This window comes from Paraburkholderia sp. GAS334 (assembly GCF_050436625.1).
Taxonomy (GTDB): domain Bacteria; phylum Pseudomonadota; class Gammaproteobacteria; order Burkholderiales; family Burkholderiaceae; genus Paraburkholderia.
Genome location: NZ_JBNDMO010000011.1, coordinates 106,304 through 122,046 on the forward strand (window position 1 = coordinate 106,304; position 15,743 = coordinate 122,046).

The following is a 15,743-nucleotide window of genomic DNA, read 5'->3' on the forward strand; positions in this document are numbered from 1 at the left end:
CAAGGCCCCTGCCGCCGACGATTCTCATCGCGGACAGAGTCGAAATAAAACATAAAGATGAACTGCGCTGCTGAGCCGTGGTCGAATGCGCTCAAAGAACGCTTCAAACGAAGCGCGACAGTTCTACACCGCACAGGGAAAACACCATGAACAAAGCCATCGAACTCGCGCTGTTTCTGCATCTGCTCGGCGTGGCCGTGTGGGTCGGTGGCATGGTGTTCGCACACTTCTGCCTGCGGCCGGCGCTCGCCGACCTTTCTCCGCAACTGCGTCTGCCGCTGTGGGAATCGGTCTTCGGGCGCTTCTTCAACTGGGTTGCGGCCGCGGTGCTCGTGATCCTGATCTCGGGTGGTTTCCTGTTGATGCAGTCTGGCGGCGGTCATGCGTCGTGGACCCTGCACGCCATGGCTGGCCTTGGCATCGTGATGATGCTGCTCTTCGGGCATATCCGCTTTGCCGTGTTCCCGCGCATCCGTCGTGCTGTGCAGGCTCAGAACTGGCCAGATGGCGCTCGTGCGGTCGGCACGGTCCGGCGTCTGGTGGTGATCAATCTGGTGCTGGGCGTCGTGACGATCGGGTTTGCCGTGATGTCGCGCGGGTTTTAATCGCGTTTCAGTCCGCGACTGGCTGACCGCCAACCGGGCAGCGAAGCCCGGCGTCATACGAAGTCAACCGGCTTCACACGGCGTGAGCATAGAAAAGCCACACGCCACAGGCGATCGCCACCGTCCCATACACGATGTACACGGGCACCTTCAGCCGCGCGAAGCACACCAGCGAAAACAGGGCGGTCACACAATACGCCGGCTGAAGCGGCACGCGCTGCACGATCCTCAGCACGGCGACCACCAGAAATGCAGTCGTCACCGCCCGCAGCACACGCATGCCCTGCTCGAAACGCGGATGCGCCTTCAGTTGATGCAGATGTCGTTGTGCCAGCACGACCAGACAGCCCGACGGCACGAACAAGGCGATGGTCGCGATCAGTGCGCCCGCCCACCCGTTGATCAGATAACCGATGAACGGCACCACATTCAGAAGCGGCCCCGGCGACAACGGCGACAGCGAAAACGCCAACGTGTAATCGTTGTTCGACACCCCGATGGCCGGCGTGACGAACAGCGTCTTCAGCACCGGTAACGCTGAAAATCCGCCGCCAAACAACGTCATGCCCGCACCTGCGAGGCGCGGCCACAGCAGCGTGGATTCGTACCGCTGCGGCAGCGGAATCGCGAACAGCACAATGAGCGCGGCCAGTCCCACCAGCAACTGGCCATCGCCCACGTCAAGCGACACTTCGAGCTGCACCGGGTGCGCGGGGCTCCTCAGCCAGCCTGCGGCAAATGCCCCGCCCAGCATGAGCACGTAGGCCGCCGGGCTATGCGCATAAGTCAGTGCGATGCATGACAGGAGGGCCGCGATCCACTCAAGGCGGCCTCGCACAAGCGCGCGCGTCTGCTTGTACCAGGTCACGCCGATCAGCGTCGCCAGCACGACGCTGAAGTGATTGATGAGCGTCTCCGACGCCGCCGCGTGGACGAGCGGCGTGCGGTAGAAGATCGCAAAAAGAGTCATGACCAGGAAGAAGGGCAGCACGCTCGCGATGCCGGCGATCCATGCGCCAGAGCGTCCGCGCAACGTGTACCCCAGCTGCACGGCGACGTTGCAGCCGACGGGCCCCGGCACCATCCAGGCAAGCGCGATCAGATCGGAGAAGGCGAGACGCGACAGTCGTTCTTCGCGTTCGACGTAGTGATGTTCCAGTTGCGCCATGAGTGCGAGACCGCCCCACGACAGCGCGGACAATCCGAACACCACCCTGAACAGGGTCCAGAGCGGTTCGCGCTCGCCCCGTCGAGCGGCGACCCTCGTTGTCATCATGTGCATGGCAAATCCGCGCCGGTCGTGCCGGGTGCGCGTGTCGTCTCGTTTCGCTCTGACCTGCCGGGAATGTGGCCCACCGCGCGCTGTGTGGACAGCATGTCGCGCGCCGACAATCCGTGCTGCGCGGACGCTGTGTCGTGCTCACGGAGCGCAACCGCTGCACTCACGCAGACAGTCCGCTGGTGCCTGGCGCGCTGCCCACGCTGTCGAGATCGGGTTCCTGCGTCACACGACGGTCCGGCATCCCGCACACGCCAAACCGTTCGAGCAGCGCCGGAATGCCATCCGCCGGCACCGGTCGCGAGAACAGGAAGCCCTGCGCCTCGATATGGCCAAGCGCCGCGAGCCACGCGATCTGTTCTTCCGTCTCCGTGCCTTCGACCACCACCGTCAGACCCAGCGAACGCGCAAGGTTGACGATCGCCGTAACCATCACGCAGACGCTGCGGTCGCCGGGAATGGCCTGCACGAACGAGCGGTCGACCTTTAACGTATCGACCGAAAAGCGGTTCAGGTACGACAGCGACGAATAGCCGGTGCCGAAGTCGTCGAGGGCGATGCGCACGCCAAGACGCTTCAGTGCGAAGATTTTTTCGGAGACGAGATCGGGATATTCCATCATCGCCGTCTCGGTGATTTCCAGTTCGAGGCGCCGCGCGGAAATGCCGGTTTCCTCGATGGCTCGCGAGATCGTCTGATACAGGTCGCCGCGCCAGAACTGCACGGCGGAGATGTTCACCGCCAGCGACAGCGAGTCGTAGCCCTGCTGCTGCCACACAGCCAGCTGCCGGCATGCCGTGTCGATCACGAAGTCGCCGATCGGCACGATCAGGCCAGTCGATTCGGCGACCGGAATGAACTCGTTGGCAGGGATCAGGCCGTGCTGTGGATGGTTCCAGCGCACCAGCGCCTCGAAGCCCGTGATGCACCGGCGGGTGAGATCGATCTTCGGCTGGTACGCGAGGAACAGTTGCCCCTCGTTCAGCGCGACGCGCAACTGCTGCTCCCACTTCATCAGATGGTCCGCGCGATGCGACAGCTGCGGCGAATAGAACTGGTAGCAGTTCTTGCCGGCGTCCTTTGCGCTGTACATCGCGAGGTCGGCTTTCTTCAGCAGATCGATCTCGCTTTCGTTCGCCACCGAGTACAGCGCAATGCCGACGCTCGCGTGCAGCACGAATGCGCTGCCGCGCACTTCGAACGGTTTCGCGAAGACTTCGGCCGTCGCCTCGGCGAGATCGACGGCCCGCTTTTCGACGTTCTCGCCTTTGACGATGACAACAAATTCGTCGCCGCCGATGCGGCTGAGTGCTCCCCGATCGCCGACGGCGTCCGCGAGTCGTGAGGCGGTCATCTGCAGCACGATGTCGCCGGCGTTGTGGCCGAGCGTGTCGTTGACGGTCTTGAAGTTGTCGAGGTCGATGAACAGGATCGCGAGGCGCCCGACGTTCACCGGCAACGCGACATCATGGCGCAGGCTTTGCAGCGTGGCGTAGCGGTTGCGCAGACCCGTCAGCAGATCGTATTCGACGAGATGCGTCATCTCGCGTTCGCGTCCGAGCAGCTTGCCGATCAAACCGGTCGCGACGGCGAAGAAGCTCAGCATCGCGAGCGAGATGAAGCCCGCCATGAGCAGATAGACGTTGCGCGTGTGGTTGTAGTCGGCGAACTCTTCTGCCTGCGAGAGACCGACCAGCACGCCGAGCGGATAGCCATCGATATGCCGGTACGACACGATGCGTGTGACCTTGTCGATCGGATCGACGTAAGTGCCCGACACATGTTCCGATGTCGGATACGTGCCGCTTGCCGAGAACGAGCCCGCGGCATGTTCGGCGCTGCCGGTGCGGCGCGCGAGCACCGTGCCTGCATCGGAGATGACGGCAATCACACCGTCACGGCCGATCGCCGCGTTGTTGTAGAAGTCACTCGTGAAGTAGCTCGGGTCTTCCGACACGACGACCACACCTGCGAACGAGCCATCCGGATGATTCAGCCGGCGCGTCATCTGCAACGTCCAGTGTCCGGACACGCGTCCGAGCACGGGCTTGCTGATGAAGAGCGCATCGTCGTCCTCGTGTTCGTGCACCTTGAAGTGTTCGCGATCCGAGAGGTCGATCCGTTTCGGATTGGGGTCGGCGGTGTTCGCGATCAACATGCCGCGCTCATCGATCAATGACACCTGCACGAGCGTCTCACTCTGCACGACGCCTTTCTCGACCGTGCTCGACAGATCAAAATGATTAGGGGTTTTCTCGAACTCGTATTTGACGAAGCGTGTGATCTGGTCGACCTGGTGAATGGCCTTCACGGTGTGCTGTTCAAGCGCGGCCGACAGAATCGCCGACGATGCCATGGCTTCCCGCGAGGTCGTCTCTTTCTCCACTGACAGGCGCGCGAAGATGACTGTCCACAACAGGACCAGTACCAGTACACCGAGCGCGGGAATGGCAAGGAGCGCACGACGGCGCGACACCGCAGGGTCGCGGAGTCTTGCGTCACGTATCGTGGAAAAGCGGGAATAGTTCATCGCGCGGACCACTGGCACGTGCCTCGCAGCAGCGGCTCCGGGTACGTCGACTGCGCGAGGTTCGAGGTAGGCTGCATGATGAACGGGGTACCGGGTGCGCGGGGTAGGAGGGCGTGGCGTCGTGCCGAAGTCCGTTGGTCACCGGGACCTTTCGATATTACTGAATGCCCACAGATTAAGGAAGCGTCCGCGCATCGGGTATACGCTCGTCCGGCCAGGCACGCGAGCGCATACCTGGCACGGCTCATTGGCTTCGTCGCGTGATTCGCACCCTGCGCGCGTTTGAAGGGTTTCGTCGAATACGGCAACGTGAGCAGACGGGCCTTCAATGCAAGGAGATGACTGCATCGAAGGCTGCTGGTTTATCCGATACGCATCAAGTGCGCGCGAGGTTGTCTGCCTGCGGCATTTTGTGGGCAACCGTGGAAAACCATCGCGTGTTCGCTGGCGTACCGCTTATGAAGCGGGTCCTTGCTATATGCGGGGATCACGGTTGTCCGCCAGCAGGTCGAGTGGTTCAGGGCAGCCTGAACGTGCCGTCCACCACCGTCACCGAGGAGCCGCCGATCCACGTCTTGCCGGCTGCGTCGTCATAGGTCACGAAGATGCGGCCGTCGCGGCCGATGGCCGTGCCCTGACGGGCCGTATACCCACCGCCGGGACGGCGGTTTTGCTGTGTCAGCAGACCGGCAAGCGCGGCGTTCGCGCTGCCCGTCACCGGGTCTTCGCCGACGCCAAACGAGCCGCCAGCCATCAGGCAGCGGATCTCGAACGTCGCAGGACCCCCGGCGGCATGCGGCCCATAGACGGCAAGGCCGTGCGTATCGGCGGCATGCGCGATCGCGGCGAGCGCTTGCGGGTCAGGCGTCAGGGTGAGACAGGCCTCGGCGGATTGCAGGCGCACGACGAGCCACGGCGCGCCGTTATCGACCGCACAGGGCGGCGCACTGAAGTCGATCGCATCGGTCTTCAGGGCCGTCTGCAACGCAGCGTATTGCGCTTCAGGAAGAGGCGTGACACGGGCCGGCGGCGCGGCGAAGGCCCATACGTCGGCTTCCTGCCGGGCCAGTTCCACGAGACCGACGCCACATTGCTGCACGAGCCTGCCTGGCTGCCTGGGTGTGTAACCACTGTCGAGCAGCGCATGCGCGGTGCCGAGCGTCGGATGTCCCGCGAAGGGAAGCTCGCCGCCCGTCGTGAAAATGCGCACCCGATAGTCGGCGGATGGGTCGGTCGGCTTCAGCAGGAACGTGGTCTCTGACAGATTCGTCCAGCGTGCGATGGATTGCATCTGATCGGTGGTCAGATCGTCGGCCTCGAGGATCACGGCAAGTGGATTGCCCTTGAACGGGGCAAGGGTAAACACATCGACCTGCTTGAAGCGGCTAAGCATAAGTTTTGCCCGGGTTGGATGTTCAATTCGAAGAAGCGCGATTCTTCATATTTAAATCGCCCCTTTAGTCGCGCTATCAAAACAGACGCGCCGCGGTCTGAACAACGAGCGCGGCGCGTCTGGAGTACCGCACGGCTTCTAAAGCATCAAAGCCGGAAAGGCAAAAAGGTACTACTGCACTTCAGCGATCATTTCAATTTCGACGCACGCGCCAAGCGGAATCTGCGCAACGCCAAAAGCCGAGCGCGCGTGCTTGCCGCGTTCGCCAAACACATCCGCGACCAGTTCCGATGCGCCATTCGTCACGAGATGCTGTTCGGTAAAGGTGGGCGTCGAATTGACGAGGCTCATCAGCTTGACGATGCGCGTCACGCGGTTCAGGTCGCCGACATGCGCATGCAACGTGGCGATCAGGTCGATTGCGATCGAACGCGCGGCGACCTGGCCTTCTTCGGTCGACAGCGATTCACCGAGCTTGCCGACCCACGGCTTGCCGTCCTTCTTCGCAATGTGGCCGGAGAGAAACACCGTGTTGCCGCTTTGCGCGCTCATCACGTAAGCGGCGGCCGGCGCGCCTGCCTGCGGCAGTTCGATGCCGAGTTCCTTCAGCCGGTCATACACATTTGCTTGAGCCATGACGTGTCCTTTTATCTCTGGATAAATTCGATGAAAAGTTTGATCAACCCGTTCAGATCCGCGCGCGGATCAGTGCGGCCAGCTTCGCGACGCCTTCGTCGATCTTTGCCGGCGGCACGGTCACGAACGACAGACGCAGCGTGTTGTGCTGCGGCTCGTTCGCGAAGAACGGGCCGCCCGGCACGAACGCGACATTCTGCGCGACCGCTTCCTCGAGCAGCTTCATGCTGTTCATCTGCGCGGGCAGCGTGACCCACACGAACATGCCGCCTTCGGGGCGATTCCAGCTCACGCCTTCCGGCATGTAGCGTTCGAGCGAAGCCAGCATCGCCGCGCACTGATCGCGATAGAGCGCGCGGATCGTCGGCACGTGCGTGTCGAGGAAGCCATCCTTCACGACTTCATGCACGATGCGCTGCGTGAAGCTCGGCGTGTGCAGATCGGTGGCCTGCTTCGCCTGCACCAGCTTGAAGTGCAGTTCCTCGGGCGCGATGATGTAGCCGATCCGCAGACCCGGCGCCAGCACCTTCGAGAACGAGCCAAGGTGAACGATGTGATCGGGCGACAACGACAGCATGGTCGGCAGCGGCTCGCCCGCGTAGTCGAGTGCGCCGTACGGGTCGTCTTCGATGACCGGGAACGGCGCGGTCTTGGCAAACGCGGCGAGCGCGCGACGGCGTTCGACCGGCAGACGGCGGCCCGTCGGGTTCTGGAAATTCGGTTGCGCGTACAACAGACGTGCGCCGGCGGTCAGTTCAGGCGTGAGCGCTTCGGAGACCAGACCATTGTCGTCGGTCGGCACCTGCACGTAGTGCGGCTCGTACATCGAGAACGACTGCAACGCGCCGAGATACGTCGGCGTTTCGACGAGCACCGGGCTGTCCTTGCAGATCAGCACCTTGCCGAGCAGATCGAGCGCCTGCTGCGAGCCGGTCGTGATCAGCACCTGTGACGGACGGATCACGGCGCCGTTCACCGAATAGCGCGCGGCGATCCACTCGCGCAGCGGCAGATAACCTTCGGTCGCGCTGTACTGAAGCGCGGCGGCGGGGGCGTCACGCAGGATGCGGTCGCACGCTTCGCGCATCCGTTCGGCCGGAAAGGTGGCGGGCGATGGCAGGCCGCCTGCGAACGAAATGACTTCCGGCCGCTCGGTGACCTTCAGGATTTCACGAATCGCCGAGCTGGTGAGCTTGCGCGCGCGTTCGGACAGTTGCCACGTCGGGGCTTGAAGGTCGCTTTGGTCCATAGGCTCCTCGTTTGCGGGTGCTGAAACTGAAACTGAAATTGGTCGGTCAGGACAGGGATTATCGCGCGTCTCGCCAGGCAGCGCGCGCGGGCACGTGCACGGTGCGCACGGCCGCCTTGCGGCCGAGCATGACCGTGGCGATCACGGCGGCGGCAAAAAGCCATGTCGATGCCGCGACGTGCTCGCCAAAGAAGAGGGCGGAAAACGCCATCGTGAAGAAAATCTGCAGCAGCTGGACCTGGCCGACGCGTGCCGTGCCGCCCATCGCGAGCCCCGCGTACCACGCGAAAAAGCCGATGAACTGCGAGAACAGCGTGACGTAGCCGAACGCGAGCCACGTCTTCAGCGCGACCGGGCCGGGATGCTGCACGTGATGTTCCCAGCCGAGCCAGCCGACCGGAATCACGAGGAACGGCGCGGACAGCACGAGCGCCCAGCAGATCACCTGCCAGCCGCCGATCTGCCGCGCGAGGCGTGCGCCTTCCGCGTAGCCGAGCGCGCCGATGCCGACGGCGACGAGCATCAGCAGATCGCCTGCCTGCAGCGAACCGCCGCCCGACTGCAACGCAAACGCGACGACAATCGCGCTACCCGCAATCGCGCTCGCCCAGAACGCCTTCGACGGCCGCTCGTGCGACAGCCATGCCGCATAGAGCGCGACACACAGCGGCTGCAAGCCGTTGACGACTGCGCCGTGCGAAGCGGGCACGGTCTTCATCGACCATGCGGAAAACACCGGAAACGCGATGATCACGCCCAGCGAAACGACGGCGAGGTTTTTCACCTGTGGCCACGTCGGCCAGCGCTCGCGACGCCAGGCCAGCAGCGCAGCAGCGGGAATCGCGGCAACGAGCGCGCGGCCGAGGCCATTCAGCAGCGGATGAAACTCCTGTACGACGATTCGCGTCATCGGCAGCGTCAGGCTGAAGATCATGACGCCGATGAGGCCAAGCAACATGCCTTGGGATTCGCGCGGTTTCATTGCAGGTGTCTCTCTGGTTCGAACGGTGGGTTCAGGTTGTCGGGTCGGCTAACGCTATTTGAGCGTGCGAAGTCCGGCGGGTGTTTCCATTTCGGCCACGAGGGACGCACCGTCCGACGTGGTGTCCAGCGTAATCAGGTGGGCAGCGCCGAGCCACTCCAGCTGCGTGCGAACGATGTTCGCTTGCGGATGAAAACCCTTCAGCGACTTGAGCGCGACTTCCGGTTCCGGCAAAACCGCTGACGGATGCAACGCCGTGTCCCACTGGATCAGCGAAGGCACGACACCATCGCCTGCGCCTTGCCATGCGGGAAACGCGCCGTCGTCCGGCACGGTCAAGCCCCATGTGAAGTCATCGCGCGACATCGGCACGACCGGCGCGATCCGCTCGGGATACTGTTCGCGCCAGCGCAGCAGATTCTTCGGACGCTCGACGCGCGCGACCCAGTGCGACAGATACGGGCCGCTCGCCAGCCGCGCATGCGTCGACGGATCGTCGAGCGCGAAGACGCGGGGGCGCGGCGCGGTGTCGCTTTCGGCGGCGCGAGCGTCGGCTTCCGGATCGATCGCGAGCACTTCCAGATACACACCGCCCCACAGGTTCAGCAGGCGATTGTGCGTGCGCATCAGCGGATGTGCGCCGCCACCGGCCGGCGCGACGCCGAGCGTATCGGCAACGTATTGCGTGCCCTCATCGAGGGTGCGGGCGGTGACAACGAGGTGATCGAGATACAGCTTCTGGGCGGTCATGGCGACGATAAAAGACAGTTTTTCAGCGAACGGCAGGCGCGCAGCCCGCGCCGCGGAACAGCGCGAAGGAGAAAGCGACCGGGGTCGTTAGCATAACCGTTCGCCTAGCCGCCGGGCCATGCGCCGGGCTTCTCACGCCCGGGATCAGCCAACAATCCCGCACTCTAGCGCACGCTACAGGGCTCAATGTAGCGTCTGTGACCGGCACAGTAACGGTACAATCGCCTCGATACTGTTCTGTACAGTTGGAGTCCTGCCATGTCCGTCCCGCTCGACCTGATTCCCGCACCTCATGACGCGTCGTCGCTGACGCTCGTCGACCAGCTTGTGCAGTGGGCGCGTCGCCGCATCGAAGAACGCGTGTTCCGGCCTGGCATGCGCATGCCGTCGATCCGCACGCTTGCGGTCGACAAGGGCGTGTCGCGCTTCACGGTGGTCGAGGCGTACGAGCGGCTCGTCGCGCAGGGATATCTCGACTCGCGGCGCGGTTCGGGTTTCTACGTACGTGAGCGTTCCATCAGCCAGCTGCCGGGCGAGCGCCGCCAGCTGACCGAAGCGGCGCCCGCGCCGAGCACGATCGATGTGGTCTGGCTGCTGCGCAACATGCTGCATTCGTCGACGCGGCCCGAGAAAGGCCCGGGCCTTGGCTATCTGCCGAGCCGCTGGCTCGACGGCGACCTGATCACCGGCGCGCTGCGCACGCTCGGCCGGCAAAGCGGGGCGCAGATGCTCGGCTTCGGCACGCCGCAGGGTTTCCTGCCGCTGCGCCAGCAGTTGCAGACGCGGCTCGAAGAGCTGGAAATCGGTGCGTCGCCGGATCAGATCGTGATGGTGTCGGGCATTACGCAGGCGATCGACCTGATCGCACGTATCTACGTTCAGCCGGGCGATGCCGTGATCGTCGGCGATCCGGCGTGGTTCCAGATGTTCGGGCGTTTCGCTTCGCAGGGCGCGCGACTCGTCGGCATGCCGTACACGCCTGATGGTCCCGACCTCGACGCGCTGGAACAGTTGATCAAGACGTGGCATCCGAAAATGCTCGTGATCAATTCGGTGCTGCAAAACCCGACCGGCACGTCGCTCACCGCCGCGCAGGCGTTTCGCATCCTGCGTCTCGCTGAGGAGCATGACTTCATCGTCGTCGAAGACGATATCTACGGCGATCTCTGTCCGCCCGGCTATCCAGCGACGCGTGTCGCGAGCCTCGATCAGCTCAGGCGCGTGATCTACCTCGGCAGCTTTTCGAAGACGCTGGCGGCGAACCTGCGGGTCGGCTTCATCGCATGCGCGCCGGCGGTGGCGAACGCGATCACCGACCAGAAAATGCTCGTCGGCATGACGAGCCCCGAACTCAACGAGCGCGTGCTGTACAAGATCCTGACCGAAGGCCATTACCGGCGGCATGTCGAACGGCTGCGCGCGCGGCTCGACGGCGTGCGCGACAAGGCCGTGCGAATGCTCGAAAAAGCCGGCATGAAGGTATTCTTCGCGCCGGGCGCCGGGATGTTCCTGTGGGCCGACACGGGCGTCGACGCCGATGTGTTCGCGGCAGCCGGCCACGAGGAAGGCTTCCTGCTGACGCCCGGGAGCCTGTTTTCGCCGAACCAGTCGCCGACCACCTGGATGCGCTTTAACGTCGCGAACTGCACCGATCCGGCGCTGTCTGTGTTTCTGTGCCGCTATCTGGACAGCGTCGCGCGCCGCGCCTCTTGAAACGTTCGCGGGCGGCCCCATTTATTCCGGCAATTCGCGCGGCGGGCGCACGCGCGGGGTCGCCGGTCAGGACCCATGCCCGAAGCGCACCGCGAATGGCACGCTGCAGAAGCGTCCACACCTGTTTTGAACCATCCAGCACCAGAGAGGACATCCGACCATGGCACAAGAAACCATGAGCTTTCAGGCAGAAGTGAAACAGCTTCTGCACCTCATGATTCATTCGCTGTACAGCAACAAGGAAATCTTCCTTCGCGAACTGATTTCGAACGCGTCGGATGCCGCCGACAAGCTGCGCTTCGAAGCCATCGAAAACAGCGCGCTGTACGAAAACGATCCGAACCTGCGCATCCGCGTGTCGTACGACAAAGCGGCGCGCACCGTCACCATCGACGACAACGGCATCGGCATGAGCCGCGACGAAGCGGTCGCGCACCTCGGCACGATCGCGCGTTCGGGCACGAAGGAATTTTTCGGCAAGCTCTCAGGCGACCAGCAGAAAGATGCGGCGCTGATCGGGCAGTTCGGCGTTGGTTTCTATTCGGGCTTTATCGTCGCTGATCGCATTACAGTCGAGACGCGTCGCGCCGGTCTGCCGGCAAGCGAAGGTGTGCGCTGGGAAAGCGCGGGCGAAGGCGACTTCTCGGTGGATTCGATCGGGCGCGCGCAACGCGGCACGACGATCACGCTGCATCTGCGCGCCGACGAAGACGAACTGCTGTCTACGTACAAGCTCAAGTCGATCATCCAGAAGTATTCCGATCACGTCGCGCTGCCCATCCTGATGCAGAAGGAAGAGTGGGACGCCGAAAAGAGCGCGATGGTCACGAAGGACGAAGACGAAACGGTCAATCAGGCCAGCGCACTGTGGACGCGTTCGAAGAATGACATCACGGACGAGCAGTACACGCAGTTCTACGAGCACCTCGCGCACGATCATCAGGATCCGCTGACGTGGACGCATAACCGCGTCGAAGGCCGCAGCGAATATACACAACTGTTGTACGTGCCTTCGCACGCGCCGTTCGACATGTGGAACCGCGATCATCGCGGCGGTCTGAAGCTGTACGTGAAGCGCGTCTTCATCATGGACGACGCCGAGCAGTTGCTGCCGTCGTATCTGCGTTTCGTGAAGGGCGTCGTCGATTCGGCTGATCTGCCGCTGAATGTGTCGCGTGAAATCCTGCAGGAAAGTCGCGATGTGAAGGCAATCCGCGAAGGCGTGACGAAGCGTTCGCTGTCGATGCTGGAAGATCTGGCGAACGCGGAAGACGCAACCGTCAAGGCGAAGTACGCGACGTTCTGGACCGAATTCGGTCAGGTGCTGAAGGAAGGCATCGGCGAAGACTTCGCGAACAAGGAACGTATCGCGAAGCTGATCCGCTTTGCGTCGACGCAGGCCGATTCGCCGGAGCAGACCGTTTCGCTGGCTGATTACGTTTCGCGCATGAAGCCGGAGCAGTCGAAGATTTATTACGTCACGGCCGATACGTTCCAGGCCGCGACGCACAGCCCGCACCTCGAGGTGTTCCGCAAGAAGGGCGTCGAAGTGCTGCTGCTGACCGATCGAGTCGATGAGTGGATGCTGTCGTTCCTGAACGAATTCGATGGCAAGCCGCTGCAAAGTGTTGCGCGTGGCGATCTCGATCTCGGCGCGTTGAACGATGAAGAAAAGCAGGCGCAGGAAAAGGTCGGCGAAGAACTGAAGCCGCTCGTCGAACGCATGAAAGAAGCGCTGAAGGACAAGGCGAAAGATGTGCGTCTGACGTTCCGTCTGACGGACTCGCCGTCGTGCCTCGTCGCGGATGACGGCGATATGAGCGGCTATCTGCAGCGCATGTTGAAGGCGGCCGGGCAGCAGGCGCCGGCGTCACATCCGATTCTGGAAGTGAATCCGGAGCACGCGCTGGTGAAGAACCTGCATACGGATAGCACGAATTTCGATGACTGGTGCCATCTGCTGTTCGATCAGGCGTTGCTCGCGGAAGGCGGCGCGCTGGAAGATCCGGCGAGCTTCGTCAAGCGGACCAACGCGTTGTTGCTGGCACGAGGCGTCTGATACGTTTCACAGGTCAGGCTTCACGCTGTCGTTGTTGCTTCAATAGCTGTAGTGAAAATGCGCTGCTTTCAGCATGGAAGCAGCGCATTTTTTTCGCCGGGCGTAGTCACTCAGTCGCTACAGCAGACGTACGTCGCTCAACGCTCGCGGCTCACCTCGCTCAACCGGCGAACCTGCGCGAGCACCGAGCCGGCGAGTTCCTTTGCTTCTTCGGATGCGTGTCTGTCGTCGAGGACCTGAGCCGCGAGGCGCCCCATTGCGATGCTCGACTGCTTCGACGTGTGGTGTTGCGCAAGCGCCGAGCCGGCCAGTTCCTTTTCCAGGTGCGACGAACTGTGCCTTGCCAGCACGACGGCTGCCAGATGCGCGATGCGGTCGGACGTGTGTTTTGTATTGACGGTCAAATCTCTGCTCCTTTTTGCTGGTTAAACCCGGAATGAAAGACGCGACCCGCGCGATGCCGGTCGTGAAAAACAGTATGGGTAACGATGCATGGTGTTGTGGGCGCGCACTTTCTGAATCGTTTGTGAGATGGCCGGAAGCGGCGCCGTCGTAATCTGCCATGAGCCCGTCCTGTTGGGCGTACCCGGGCAGTAGCGGTCGTTTCGATCGTGTTCTGCGACACATCAATCTGTGCGGTGCGGTTCCGTCTGCCTATGCGTTTTGCTCTGCGTTTTCCTATGTCCGAGCAGGTTTCGTCGGCGATCGCCGAGTCTGTGTTCATCGTCTGGTCGACCCTGCGACAGCAGGGCTTCGATGCAGCGCTACAGTGCGCGTCCGAACGGGCCACCGATGGCGCGTCGTCCCCTGTCCACGCCGATTTGTGCGCGAGCGCGGGCTATTTCGAAGATGCGTATCACCTCGCTTCCGTGGCGCCGCAAGAGGTGAATCGGGGCTCGCGTTTCGCGCGGCTCGCGTTATTCGCTGACGCGCTCGGCGATGCGTCAGCGGCGAAGCGCTATAGCGAGCACGCGGTTCTGACGCAACCGCGAGAGGCGAGCGTCGAGTGGATCATCTGGCTCGTCAACCGATGCGCGGCGTACGCGGCGGCCGCGCACATGCTGCGCGCGTACGGGCGTCAGTTCCCTGACGACGCGCGTGCGCCATGGTGGCTCGCGCAGACGCTCGCGATGGCGCCCGGCGTTGCGCTGGCCACAGTCGAACGGCATGCGGCGCTGGCGCGCGCTTTCGCGCTCGATCCTGCGATCCACCCGGAGTTGCCATTGCAGTTCGCGATCGCCTGCCGCGAGATACGCGCGTGGGACGCTGTGGAGCGTGTGGCGCGCGACGCGCTCGCGCGCAATCCCGCCGACGCCGAAATGGCCTGGCAGCTCAGTCACGCGCAGTGGCAGCGCAACGAAGCGGCCGCGGCTGAACTCACGATGCGCGCCGTCGACCGTGCCGCGCCGGGTAACGCCGCCGTGGTCACGGCGATCGGTCTGTATCTTGCCGAGCAGTCGCGTTATGCCGAAAGCGAAGCCATGCTGCACGCGGCGCTCGCACTCGATCCGGATGCCGTGATGGCGGCGGTCGATCTTGCTGAACTGGAATTGCGTCGCGGTGCGTGGGGCGCGGCCTGGCCGCGGTATGAAGCGCGGCTCGCGCGCGACGACCGTACCCCGGACAACATCGTCAACGTCATGGCTCGACGCGGGCCGCGCTGGCACGGCGAGCCGCTCGCGGGCAGGACGCTCTTCGTCCACAGCGAGCAGGGCAACGGCGACGATATCCAGATGGTGCGTTTTCTGCCCGCGCTGGCGGCGCGCGTGCGCGACGAAGGCGGTCGCATCGTGCTGGCGTGTCGTCGCGCGCTCAAGCCGCTGTTCTCGCGGTGTCGATTGCATTTCTATCGAAGACGATTTACCCAGCCAGTCTCACTACACGCTGCCGATGATGAGCGTGCCGTATGCGATCGGACTTCAGCCGGAGCAGGTGCGCGGCGATACGTATCTGTGCGCGGATGACGGTAAAGCGGCGGCGTGGCGCGAGCGGATCAGCGCGGATCATGGCGGGGAAGCCAGAGCGTTGCATGTCGGTCTGGTCTGGCGCGGAAGTCCGTCGCATCGACGCGATGCGAAGCGTTCGATTCCGCTCGACGCGCTCGCGCCGCTGCTGGCATTGCCACATGTCGTGTTCCATCCGCTGACGCCGGGCACAGGCGGCGAACTGGTTGCCGCGTTCGCCGCGGACTTTAACGCCAGCGCCAGCACACGGATACGCGACCTGACGGCGCACTACATCGAAGGCTTCGACGATCTCGCTGCGCACGTTACCGCGCTCGACGCCATCGTGACCATCGACAGTGCGCCGCTGCATCTTGGCGGTGCGCTCGGACGTCCGGTGCTGGCGATGCTGGACCACGTGTCGCACTGGTGCTGGGGCGTCGCGGAGATGCAACCCTGGTACGACACCGTCGAGCTGTTCCGTCAGCGGCGGCCGGGCGACTGGTCGCCGGTCGTCGAACGCGTGATTGCCCGTTTGCAGCAACTTGCTGCCGCCGCACGTTAGCGGCTCATATCGGCGAACAGGCAGTAGAGCGGGGCGCAT

The 15,743-nt window shown here is 63.4% G+C and carries 13 protein-coding genes; 5 read left to right on the plus strand and 8 right to left on the minus strand.

Features of this window, described 5'->3' with window-relative positions:
* The first annotated feature begins 146 nt into the window (after positions 1–146).
* Positions 147–605, plus strand: a complete 459-nt coding sequence (locus tag P3T21_RS21110; RefSeq protein WP_429257892.1) for a CopD family protein — start codon at positions 147–149, stop codon at positions 603–605.
* Positions 606–678: 73 nt separating this feature from the next.
* On the opposite strand, the gene P3T21_RS21115 is transcribed toward P3T21_RS21110, so the two are convergent.
* The 7 genes from P3T21_RS21115 to P3T21_RS21145 all read right to left on the minus strand — a co-directional run bounded on the left by P3T21_RS21115 (position 679) and on the right by P3T21_RS21145 (position 9,424).
* Positions 679–1,887, minus strand: a complete 1,209-nt coding sequence (locus P3T21_RS21115) for a chromate transporter (protein WP_429257893.1) — start codon at positions 1,885–1,887, stop codon at positions 679–681.
* 160 nt (positions 1,888–2,047) lie between these two features.
* On the minus strand, positions 2,048–4,414 hold the full coding sequence (locus tag P3T21_RS21120; RefSeq protein WP_429257894.1) for a bifunctional diguanylate cyclase/phosphodiesterase: 2,367 nt from the start codon (positions 4,412–4,414) through the stop codon (positions 2,048–2,050).
* 517 nt (positions 4,415–4,931) lie between these two features.
* Complete coding sequence (locus P3T21_RS21125) at positions 4,932–5,807, minus strand: PhzF family phenazine biosynthesis protein (protein ID WP_429257895.1); 876 nt, start codon at positions 5,805–5,807, stop codon at positions 4,932–4,934.
* A gap of 171 nt (positions 5,808–5,978) precedes the next feature.
* Positions 5,979–6,443: a RidA family protein gene (locus P3T21_RS21130; RefSeq protein WP_429257896.1), complete on the minus strand. Its 465-nt coding sequence runs from the start codon at positions 6,441–6,443 to the stop codon at positions 5,979–5,981.
* Between the two features lie 52 nt (positions 6,444–6,495).
* Positions 6,496–7,692 (minus strand): PLP-dependent aminotransferase family protein, encoded by a 1,197-nt coding sequence (locus tag P3T21_RS21135; protein ID WP_429257897.1) that lies wholly within the window; start codon positions 7,690–7,692, stop codon positions 6,496–6,498.
* A gap of 58 nt (positions 7,693–7,750) precedes the next feature.
* Complete coding sequence (locus P3T21_RS21140; RefSeq protein ID WP_429257898.1) at positions 7,751–8,674, minus strand: DMT family transporter; 924 nt, start codon at positions 8,672–8,674, stop codon at positions 7,751–7,753.
* 54 nt (positions 8,675–8,728) lie between these two features.
* A complete protein-coding gene (locus tag P3T21_RS21145; protein ID WP_429257899.1) occupies positions 8,729–9,424 on the minus strand; it encodes a VOC family protein in 696 nt (231 codons plus the stop codon).
* Between the two features lie 258 nt (positions 9,425–9,682).
* Here P3T21_RS21145 and P3T21_RS21150 point away from each other — a divergent pair, with 258 nt between their 5' ends.
* Together P3T21_RS21150 and htpG are read left to right on the plus strand one after the other, a co-directional pair.
* Positions 9,683–11,137 (plus strand): PLP-dependent aminotransferase family protein, encoded by a 1,455-nt coding sequence (locus P3T21_RS21150; protein WP_429257900.1) that lies wholly within the window; start codon positions 9,683–9,685, stop codon positions 11,135–11,137.
* A 160-nt stretch (positions 11,138–11,297) separates the two neighbouring features.
* Positions 11,298–13,196: a molecular chaperone HtpG gene (gene htpG, locus P3T21_RS21155; RefSeq protein WP_429257901.1), complete on the plus strand. Its 1,899-nt coding sequence runs from the start codon at positions 11,298–11,300 to the stop codon at positions 13,194–13,196.
* A gap of 137 nt (positions 13,197–13,333) precedes the next feature.
* Here the strand turns inward: htpG and P3T21_RS21160 are convergent, their stop codons facing one another.
* The gene (locus P3T21_RS21160) at positions 13,334–13,600 is read right to left on the minus strand and encodes a hypothetical protein (RefSeq protein ID WP_429257902.1); all 267 of its coding nucleotides are present in this window, start codon (positions 13,598–13,600) and stop codon (positions 13,334–13,336) included.
* A 276-nt stretch (positions 13,601–13,876) separates the two neighbouring features.
* On the opposite strand from P3T21_RS21160, the gene P3T21_RS21165 reads away from it, so the two are divergent.
* Positions 13,877–15,160, plus strand: a complete 1,284-nt coding sequence (locus P3T21_RS21165) for a hypothetical protein (protein WP_429257903.1) — start codon at positions 13,877–13,879, stop codon at positions 15,158–15,160.
* Positions 15,090–15,704: a hypothetical protein gene (locus P3T21_RS21170; protein ID WP_429257904.1), complete on the plus strand. Its 615-nt coding sequence runs from the start codon at positions 15,090–15,092 to the stop codon at positions 15,702–15,704. Before P3T21_RS21165 ends, P3T21_RS21170 begins: the two co-directional genes overlap by 71 nt.
* Positions 15,705–15,743: the final 39 nt, after the last annotated feature.